Raw genomic sequence first — 8,638 nt, 5'->3', positions numbered from 1 at the left:
TACGATATTTGTCTATTAAAAGTTTGGGCATCTTTAATTTACTAAATATCAACAACATGCACAACTTTTTATTCATAAATCTTTTATCAATTTAATTCCGCCAACGGGTTATTATAATCTTCTGTCAAAGGGATTAATATAAAACATCAAAAATTTAAAACTTACTATTTACATGATATTACCGTCTCTTCATTATTATGAGTTTTAAAATTGAAAAAACACTATATTATTCTGACTCTAACTTCTACCGTTTTTATGAGTATCAGCATTTGAAGAAAATGATATTTTCAGCCGATTAGTTTACATTCATAAATAATAGAAGTTGTGATAATTAAAATCAGTAAGCTGCGAGTGTACATCATCCATAGCTAATATTCTTGACGGAATATCAGGCAACGGTACATTATTGTCCAGAAGTAAACGCAGACGTTTTACTAACTTAATATTTTCCCTATCCAACTCCTCTTGTGATGTATTAATGCTATACAACAAAGCTTCGCTCATTTCTGTTACAATCATGCCGGTAAAAAGTCCATACAATTTTTCCTTCTCAGCAAACAGATTGGCATTACACCACATCGCTACAATATTGCAGCCATGCTTACGCAGATAATAAGCATGAGGATGATATACCATAAGCCTGTCGAAATCATTATGGTTGTCATTCTCTCTAGAAAAAAGACCTTTATCAGATCCATGCCCTAAAAGATAAATACGTTCATGACGCGGAACATGATTCAAGATATGACAAATATCCTTTTTACTATTGCTTTGATCAATATAGGTATGCTCAAGACCTTCATAAAGAACCGAAAGCATACTTGTGGTTTTATCTTTCGGATGTATAACAACCATACTACTATTTGAATTTATAAAAACATTTACATTATTCTACACAAGCCAAAATAGCTGTATAGTTATCATTTCCATTCTTCTCACAAAGGAAATCGAAAACATCCAAAATATCTTCAGGTGACTTATTGTCCATAATCCGTTCCTGAAGTATATAAGGAAAAATACTTTTATATACTCCGTCGGAACAAAGCAACATACGGTCTCCGGTTTCCAAATGAAGCTGTACTATATCAGGAATAAGATTCTTGGAATTGTAAGAAAAAAAACATCTGGAAAGAGTTTCCCAACCGAAAATCTGATTCACATGATCTTGCGTCTGATATAACAGCCCTCCATCATTACGTAAAATATAACATCTGCTATCTCCTATATGTGCAACTGTTACAATATTACCTTCTATACTTGCCATCACCATTGTTGTACCCATTTCTGTATGTTTCAAACTGTCCGCACGCTTATTCAATTCGTTGTAGGCAAAAATACACGCATTATTCACCTTTTCTTCCGTATCTTTTTCTTCATAATTTTCCTTCCAATAGTCAGTAAAAGCTTTTGTTACCGTTTCGCTAGCCACTTCGCCAAAAGCATGACCGCCTAATCCATCGCATACAATACCGAACCAACGTGAATTATCATCTGCTTGAATAACACTGAAAGAATCTTCGTTATTAGAACGTTTTCCTGTCTTACTTAATGTTGCATAATATATATTCATATTTTAGTCGTTTTCATTTAATATATCAATTCTCAACTGTCACAAGCTTTAAATACCCTTTTATCTAATTCTTCTTTCTTATATAAATACAAAATAACGGAATGCCAATCTGGATAATTTTCACTACCAAGCCTAATCCATTCACCTCCAAATTCTGATGTTCCATAATTTCCTATGCTGTCTATCAGATAATCACCTATAAATAGGTCTTTTCTACTTGTCAATATTATATGTTCTTTAAACATATCTCCAAGAGTACGTGTTACCCACTCTACCTTATTTAACAAAACAGAAGGATTATTCCATGGAGTAGTAATCAGAATATACAAATCAAAATCTTTTTGAAGTTCAAATATTGCATCAATAGCTCCTGGTATATTATCAATTCTACCTCCATACATACTAAGGGGCTCATTGCCTTGATTTTCTTTTACCGAATGAGATTCCACCAGTACATTGTCCATATTGATGAAAACACGTTTTCTGCGTTTCGGAAGATTTTTGTCACGTTTATCATAAACATCTCTGATATCTGTCAGTATGCTACAGAACTCTTGTGAGGTCAGAATTGTCCTGTAAGGATTCATTTCTCCTATAGAATGAATAAGTGTTATTCCACGTGTCTGCATAAGTGCGTCACGAAACCTCTGACTTTGATCAAACATTGCTTGATAAGCGCGTCTTACCAGTTGTAGGAATTCTTCACCTTGCCTGTCAACAGCATATCCTTTCCACCATACTATTTGATCTGTTTGCCATGATGTGACAGTGCGCTTTCTGGCATTGCCTCCTTTCATACTGCAAATCTGTCTCTGTTTATCTCTATCCTTATATTTCAACGACTGCAAAAAACCCTCCATACTGCCACACACCATCCCTTCAAACCGGAATCCATTGCTACACAGATTACTCAAGACATTGGACGGATATAAGCCGTCAGACCGAATATCCAGAGTATTAGCTACTGGGTCATAACAATCTTTCAACTTATGGCTGCAAAAATTTGTTATGTTACACTTTTCTTCCATAATTGTATTCAATCATTTTCATCAGTCAACAATATTGGATTATTGGAATCTCCCTGCCAATATGCCATTGGATGCAATTCTTGTGTGAGTTTATTAAAGTTATACCCTAATTGTTTCATGTTTTTTAGTTTCTCCAGTTTGACAGCCAAGTCATCCAAACTCACAGCAAATACAAAATTCCAATATTGTCTGCGCTCATATATAAAGTCTTCACTATCAAAACATGGATATCTTTCTGAATCATATCCTACATATACCCCATTTTGAGGCCTACCACTTAGAGCATGATTGATAATATCTTCAACCCCATAAAAAACGCTTCCTAATATTGTCATCTTTTGATTATTCTTTATTGTTTTCATATCAGTATCAATCTTCTACATAATAAAAATAATAACATTTATTATTCACAAACAAATCTTTAATTTGACAGCCTTCCTGTCCCTCCACAATGTCCACAATTCAAATGATAATGATTACGATAAGTACGATTATAAGTTTCTCCACATTCATTACATTTTACATACAAATCATAATCATTTAATCCATATTGAACAACATGCTCATTCTTTGATATGCGTCCGCTACCATTACACCAAGGACACTTCGAAGAAGTAGTAGCGGAGCTTCTACTATTTTGACCTTTGCTATACGGATCTGGTATAGGAACAGGGCCGCAATAATTATACCAATTTGAATATCGAGCCGTACATACACAAACTCTACTACTATTATTTGCAATTACAACCTGAAAAGTATTTCCACCATAATAATTCATCCCGTCTTTAGAACTCAAATATTCCAATCTCACAAATTGGTTATTGGGTGATGGATATCTGAATAATATATATCCTTTTCCATAACCAACTTGCACATAATCTCCTGACACCTGACTGAAATAATTATGAAAATTACTCTGTGAATATCCCACAGTAATAAAGAAAAAACCAATAATAAACAATATATACTTTTTCATCGTTATTTAATTTGAATACTATACATTAATACCATATTAACAAAATCTATACTAAACGTTTAGATTTTCTCATTTTTCACTACATTTTCATTCAATATTTACGCAATATGCTTCATCAACACCAACAATGTCACTAATAAGAGTTATAACATAGTCCAAATCTTCTCTCGAATGCACCTTAAAGTCAATATAACATTCTACTATTCGATCTATAGTTTCTGTATGGAGACTATCTATAGAAAGTTTAAGTTTGTCGGTTATACATTCTATCACATCACTAAGAATATGATACCTGTCAACACCTCTAATCTGAATCCTTACGGGATATAAAAATCTATCATCAGGTTCAAAATTTACAGCGACAATAGAATCTCCCTGTCTTGATGCCATCCTTATAGCAGAAGAACAGTTTCTGGTATGTAGTGTAATCTTACCATTCACGTCTTTAAATCCAATAACTTCATCACCAGGTAAAGGATGACAACAATTACATCTGATATATTTCAACATAGGCTGATTACGAAAGAACTGGCGCAAATGCCTTTTAGCTTTATAAGTTTTTACGCAATCAAGCCAATCCTCATCTGGCTCTGATTGCTCATTCGTACCTATTTCTACACAATCACCTCGGTGCAGTTCAGTTTTTACAGATGACAGTTTCCCGTTAATTCTGGCATAGACAGCTTGTTCTCCAATCTTACTATGAACTTCATATGCAAAATCTATTGCCGTAGCCCCCTTGGATAAAATAATTCCTTTACCATCAGGAGTAAAAACAAGTATATCGTCGTTGTAAAAAGAAGATGTCACACCATCCATATAATCCATCTCACTATTGTATGCCACATCCTCAAGAACAGACTTAAACTTATCCAACCATGATTTCAAGTTCGACTCAGTACGTTCCGCAGCACATCCTAATCTGGAGTTACGAACCATTCTTTCAGATGATATGTGAATCTCTTCCCAATTACCGTTATCACATAAAAGTTTAAGATGAAAGCTCTGATATCCGTTTTCTTTAGGAGCATTGATATAATTAGAAACACTTCCAGGCTTTTCCTTAAAATAATCAGTCAAGACAGAATATATTTTCAAACTTATATATTTCTCTTCCATAATGCCAGATGCCTCATATACAATACGCACATAATGTTTGCCGTCCACATGCTGGAAATCGCACTCCATACTATTCATTTTTCTCCACATGCTATACGGCATACGATATCTGATTTCCGTTCTGGCTCTAATATTGTTTTCCTTCAGAATATATTCCATTTTACTTATGAAAGCATCAATACGGCTTTGATTTTCCGTCTTCTCCTTTTCCATAAGATTTTCAAGGAAATAATATTCTCTCGGACATCTGAATCTGAAAGAAAGATTCTCAAGTTCAGTTTTCACATGATACATACCAAGACGGTTTGCCAAAGGAGCATAGAAATAATCCGTTTCACCTGCTATCTTCATCTGTTTATCAGGCTTCATACTGTCCAATGTACGCATATTATGAAGACGGTCAGCTAGTTTTATCAGAATAGCTCTGACATCAAACTGTACAGATGCCAAAATCTGTCTATAATTATCAATCTGCTTAGACTGATTATATTCGGCTTTCTTCTGTTTAGTTACAACGCCCACAAGAAATGCGACGTCATCCCCAAAACGTTCCTTAATATCATCCAGCGTGTAATGTGTATCTTCAACCACATCATGCAGAAAAGCAGCCATTATGGGATTGGCTCCCAACTCAAATTCCTCAGCAACAATACGAGCTACTGCAATAGGATGAATAATGTACGGCTCACCAGTCTTACGTTTCTGATTTTTATGCGCTTCCTTTGCTAGTTCGTAAGCCGAGCGAATGCGAATCATATCGTCATCTGACATCCGTTGTTCAATAGTATAAAACAGTTCGTTTACACTTTCATTAATTTTAATCAAGTATTCATTTCCCATAATGTATCGTAATTAAAAAATCCTTCTTTATAAAATGGAGTGCCAAATGCAATTCCATCTATCATAAAGAAGGATAAAAAAGATAATATCTCCAGAACTTAATCATACATAGCGTTAAGATTTACTTTCATTATTTGTTTGATCTTTCCTACATAAGAAGGATCGATTTGTACGCAGTTTCCTTTCCATTATAAATATCATCAGCAATATGAATAATAACGTCATGTAGTTCCAGACTCTCTTTGTAAAAATCAGGTAAGGCTTCATATCCTATTGCCGCACCAAGTATATTTCCAGTAACAGCACCAGTAGAATCACTGTCACCACTATGGTTTACAGCTGCAATAATGGCCTTTTCAAAATCATCAAAATAGGCAAGCGAACAATAGACGGCAATTGCAACTGTTTCTTCGGCAACCCAACCACGTCCTAAATAGTTCTCAATATTTTTAACATCATCATTTGCACTCTTTGCGTAAAATATAGCTCTATCCACCAGTAAAATAAACTCACCTACCGCATCATTATATTTATGGAAATTATCTGAAATAAAAGAAAGTCCTTCCTTGATATATGTTATGAAATTTTCTCTTGTTGGATTTTCGTCCAAAGCCAAACGATAAATCAAATATGCAACAAACGCTGATGGAATATACCCTAATGGATGTTGATGAGTCAGTTCAGATACTTCCGCTGCCAACTTACACACTTGGCTTATATTCATACGATTATCAACAGCTCCATAGAGAGGAATAGGAGCAATACGCATTACACCACCACATCCTTTACTGTCATTACAAGGCTTATATCCATTCATAAGTTCCATAAGAGAGTTGATACATGTATTTCCTGGCGCTCTGCATGAATTCATTTCCTGAAGTTTACCAATCCAGCATTGGTCGAAACCTTCTTTCTTTTTCCTAATCTGCGTCAACAACCATTCGGTATAAGCCTCACAAATTGAAGGGACAATAGCTGTGCCATCCTTTTCTGCATTAAGAATACCACATGCTGTATATAAGGTCATTTGCGTATCATCAGAAACAAGTGCCAAACCTTTGTCGATAGAATTTTCAGACTGCCTATCATAGCGTGTAATTCCAGTTGTCCCATATTTATTCTTTATATTACTCCAAGACAAAAACTCAACGGGGTACCCTAACGCATCTCCTATTGCTCCGCCTATCAGTGAACCTCTTATTCGATTATTTATTTCTTTATTTTCCATACATCTTTTACTGTTTTGTATTTCTTCACTATAAAGACACATTCTTTTTTACAAATAGCATCCAAAACAGCCGTCTCATCTATCATTTAGAAACAAAATATTATTCGTCTGATTCAAGGTATATTTTAGACAGCTTGATTCTTTCATATTGGGTGGTGATATTTGCAACAATCATATTCAGTCATTTAATTTAGATTCTTCGCCTTTAAAAAGGTCATCTGCAATATGCAAAATCACATCATGAAGTTCTAAGTTTTTTTATAAAACCAAGGTAAATTTTCATATCCGATTACAGCACCAAGTATATTTCCTGTTATTGCGCCGGTTGAATCACTATCACCGCTATGATTAACAGCTGCAATTATCGCTCTTTCAAAGTTATCAAAATATGCTAACGAACAATAAATGGCAATTGCAACAGTTTCCTCAGCGACCCAACCACCACCTATCTCATTTTCAATTGTCCTAACATCATCAGTTGAGATATCAGATAAAAGAATAGCTGTTTTTATCAACCTACAAAACTGTACCACCTCATCATCATATTTAGGATACATTTCTACAATCAAAGCAAGTCCTTCACGAATATACTCTTTATACATTTCGCGTTCTGTACTTTCACTCTGTATCAAACGGTAAATTATATATGCCACAAAGAATGATGAGATATATGCCAAAGGATGCTGATGAGTAAGAGCTGCCGCATCTGCAGCAAGACAACAAACCTTTTTTATATCTATACGATTTTCAACAACACCATAAAGAGGTATAGGAGCAATACGCATTACACCGCCACATCCCTTACTATTATTGCAAGGTTCATAACCAGTCAAAATACTATTTAAGGCCGTTATACAAGTATTACCAGGAGCTCTACGTACATTAAGTTCAGGAAGTTCTCGAATCCAACATTTATCAAATCCTTCTTTATTCCTATTGGTTTGTGTAAATAGCCATTCAATATATGCTTCACAAACTGATGGAATGATATCAGTATCTGTTTTTTTTGCATTCAAGATACCACAAGCTGTAAACAAAGTCATCTGTGTATCATCGGAAATGACTGCTATTCCATTATTACTGGAATCCTCAGACCACCATTGAGTTGTATCATAGCGTGTTATACCCATTCGTCCATACTTCCTTAATATACTACCGTATGGTAAGAACTCTACAGGATACCCTAAAGCATCTCCTATGGCTCCGCCTATCAGTGATCCTCTAATCCGATTTTTTATACCTTTATTTTCCATCGTATTCTTTACTATTTAAATATCTTTCACCATACACACAACTATAAATCTTGCAACTTGAACGATATCAATACACCATCTTCCTCTGCCTTAAATGCAATATCACTACAGTGGTTTATCAACTGATTAAAGTTATGGATATTCATCTTCTCAGCTACTTTATCAAGATGAAGTATAATGATTTTACTATCTTCGCCCCACGAAAGTAATTGAGAGTTTTCTATAATATCTGCTAAAACTTTCCTAACACCAGAGAATAACATTTCCATACCTAAAGACATGGAATATTTCAGCTTAATATCCATTCCATGTATTTCCTCTATTGTTATATTGACTTTAATATCTTTTTCTATTTGCCCCAATAGAGGAATTCTAACAGACAAAGTATGTCCTACGGTCACGGTTCGATCATCTTTAAATGATAAAATTATATTTTTACCTGTCTTTAAAAATACAATATCTTGAATTTCAGGATAAGAAATAAATACTTTCATAGAATTCTACTATTTACTTTTTAATTAGGGTGTCCAGTTCTACGTTCCTAAAAACGTAGTACAAAACGCCCTCGTTATTGTTAATACAATGCTCTTAAATTCAATGCTTTAATAAGCAAAATTGCTCTTT

Annotated in this window: 9 protein-coding genes; all 9 read right to left on the bottom strand. The window is 34.4% G+C overall.

The window, feature by feature from the left end:
• Positions 1-306: 306 nt before the first annotated feature.
• Positions 307-819, bottom strand: coding sequence for a hypothetical protein (locus H6A27_RS13635; protein WP_204509081.1), 513 nt, complete (start codon positions 817-819; stop codon positions 307-309).
• Between the two features lie 67 nt (positions 820-886).
• The gene (locus tag H6A27_RS13630; protein WP_204509080.1) at positions 887-1,570 is read right to left on the bottom strand and encodes a PP2C family protein-serine/threonine phosphatase; all 684 of its coding nucleotides are present in this window, start codon (positions 1,568-1,570) and stop codon (positions 887-889) included.
• 32 nt (positions 1,571-1,602) lie between these two features.
• On the bottom strand, positions 1,603-2,598 hold the full coding sequence (locus H6A27_RS13625) for a hypothetical protein (protein WP_204509079.1): 996 nt from the start codon (positions 2,596-2,598) through the stop codon (positions 1,603-1,605).
• A gap of 8 nt (positions 2,599-2,606) precedes the next feature.
• Positions 2,607-2,960 carry a hypothetical protein gene (locus H6A27_RS13620; protein ID WP_204509078.1) on the bottom strand — a complete coding sequence of 118 codons (354 nt, stop codon included), beginning with the start codon at positions 2,958-2,960 and terminating at the stop codon, positions 2,607-2,609.
• 59 nt (positions 2,961-3,019) lie between these two features.
• Positions 3,020-3,574, bottom strand: coding sequence for a hypothetical protein (locus tag H6A27_RS13615; protein WP_204509077.1), 555 nt, complete (start codon positions 3,572-3,574; stop codon positions 3,020-3,022).
• Positions 3,575-3,661: 87 nt separating this feature from the next.
• Complete coding sequence (locus H6A27_RS13610) at positions 3,662-5,533, bottom strand: RelA/SpoT family protein (RefSeq protein ID WP_204509076.1); 1,872 nt, start codon at positions 5,531-5,533, stop codon at positions 3,662-3,664.
• Between the two features lie 148 nt (positions 5,534-5,681).
• Positions 5,682-6,761: an ADP-ribosylglycohydrolase family protein gene (locus tag H6A27_RS13605; protein ID WP_204509075.1), complete on the bottom strand. Its 1,080-nt coding sequence runs from the start codon at positions 6,759-6,761 to the stop codon at positions 5,682-5,684.
• Between the two features lie 248 nt (positions 6,762-7,009).
• Complete coding sequence (locus tag H6A27_RS13600; protein ID WP_239469694.1) at positions 7,010-8,014, bottom strand: ADP-ribosylglycohydrolase family protein; 1,005 nt, start codon at positions 8,012-8,014, stop codon at positions 7,010-7,012.
• 41 nt (positions 8,015-8,055) lie between these two features.
• On the bottom strand, positions 8,056-8,508 hold the full coding sequence (locus tag H6A27_RS13595; RefSeq protein ID WP_204509074.1) for a hypothetical protein: 453 nt from the start codon (positions 8,506-8,508) through the stop codon (positions 8,056-8,058).
• Positions 8,509-8,638 lie beyond the last annotated feature (130 nt).

Source organism: Bacteroides caecigallinarum, from assembly GCF_016902295.1.
GTDB classification, from domain to species: Bacteria; Bacteroidota; Bacteroidia; order Bacteroidales; family Bacteroidaceae; genus Phocaeicola; species Phocaeicola caecigallinarum_A.
This window is presented reverse-complemented; position numbering and strand designations above follow the sequence as displayed.

Coding starts and splice junctions, on each gene's coding strand:
- H6A27_RS13630 (WP_204509080.1), bottom strand. CDS start 1,570: ATGAATATATATTATGCAACATTAAGTAAGACAGGAAAACGTTCTAAT.
- H6A27_RS13595 (WP_204509074.1), bottom strand. CDS start 8,508: ATGAAAGTATTTATTTCTTATCCTGAAATTCAAGATATTGTATTTTTA.
- H6A27_RS13605 (WP_204509075.1), bottom strand. CDS start 6,761: ATGGAAAATAAAGAAATAAATAATCGAATAAGAGGTTCACTGATAGGC.
- H6A27_RS13625 (WP_204509079.1), bottom strand. CDS start 2,598: ATGGAAGAAAAGTGTAACATAACAAATTTTTGCAGCCATAAGTTGAAA.
- H6A27_RS13620 (WP_204509078.1), bottom strand. CDS start 2,960: ATGAAAACAATAAAGAATAATCAAAAGATGACAATATTAGGAAGCGTT.
- H6A27_RS13610 (WP_204509076.1), bottom strand. CDS start 5,533: ATGGGAAATGAATACTTGATTAAAATTAATGAAAGTGTAAACGAACTG.
- H6A27_RS13615 (WP_204509077.1), bottom strand. CDS start 3,574: ATGAAAAAGTATATATTGTTTATTATTGGTTTTTTCTTTATTACTGTG.
- H6A27_RS13600 (WP_239469694.1), bottom strand. CDS start 8,014: ATGGAAAATAAAGGTATAAAAAATCGGATTAGAGGATCACTGATAGGC.
- H6A27_RS13635 (WP_204509081.1), bottom strand. CDS start 819: ATGCTTTCGGTTCTTTATGAAGGTCTTGAGCATACCTATATTGATCAA.